This is a genomic window from Bacillus sp. P4_D3 (genome assembly GCF_056401855.1).
Map to the genome: position 1 here is coordinate 1 of NZ_JBFUIN010001227.1, position 651 is coordinate 651.

Sequence of the window (651 nt, forward strand, 5' to 3'; positions counted from 1 at the left end):
GAAGAGGGATAATTAATACGGTGAGCCTACGGTAGAGACTGCGTATCTCGATGACTGTAGAGAAGGTATAGTCCACTCTTTCAGGAAACTGGGAGGTAAGTACGATATTGGTTGTGGCATGGAAGTTGTTATGATTAATAAGAAGAAAGAGGAAATCAACTTCGATCACTTAGACGAAACAATTCGTAAATTTGTCCCAAGTGGTTTTCGTATTCGAGATAAGGAACATAGATTTTCAAAAATAATTGATTTTGATAGTGTAAGAGCCCCGTTCACATTACAACGTGCTCAAAAGAGTATTGGTACACTTGGTGGAGGAAATCATTTCATTGTGCGCCCAAGATGGGCAGTAAATATTGCGTAAATAGGTAGCGATACCCTAAGAAAACTAGGGTAATGCCAACAACCTTATCTGGAATCGAAAGTGAACAGGGAGTGTAGCATGGTTGTAAAGGTATAAGTCAATCAGTTGGTAAGATTGCGACTGAATATCGAGGCATAAGGGATTGTATGAGGATAAAAACTGTAATGTTTGAAGTTCGAGCGTAAGCGGTGCTATGGTTCACTGTATGGTATATAGGAGTAAATTGCTGTTGGAAGTAGGGGAATTATGAAAAAAAATTTAAGCGTTTATATAGCGATTGTTGCAGC

At 38.9% G+C, this 651-nt stretch carries 1 pseudogene; it reads left to right on the plus strand.

The annotated features are described in order from the left end of the window. Window positions 1–118: 118 nt before the first annotated feature. Window positions 119–331, plus strand: a pseudogene (locus tag AC1DTM_RS30475) (RtcB family protein); the annotation flags it as partial. Window positions 332–651: the final 320 nt, after the last annotated feature.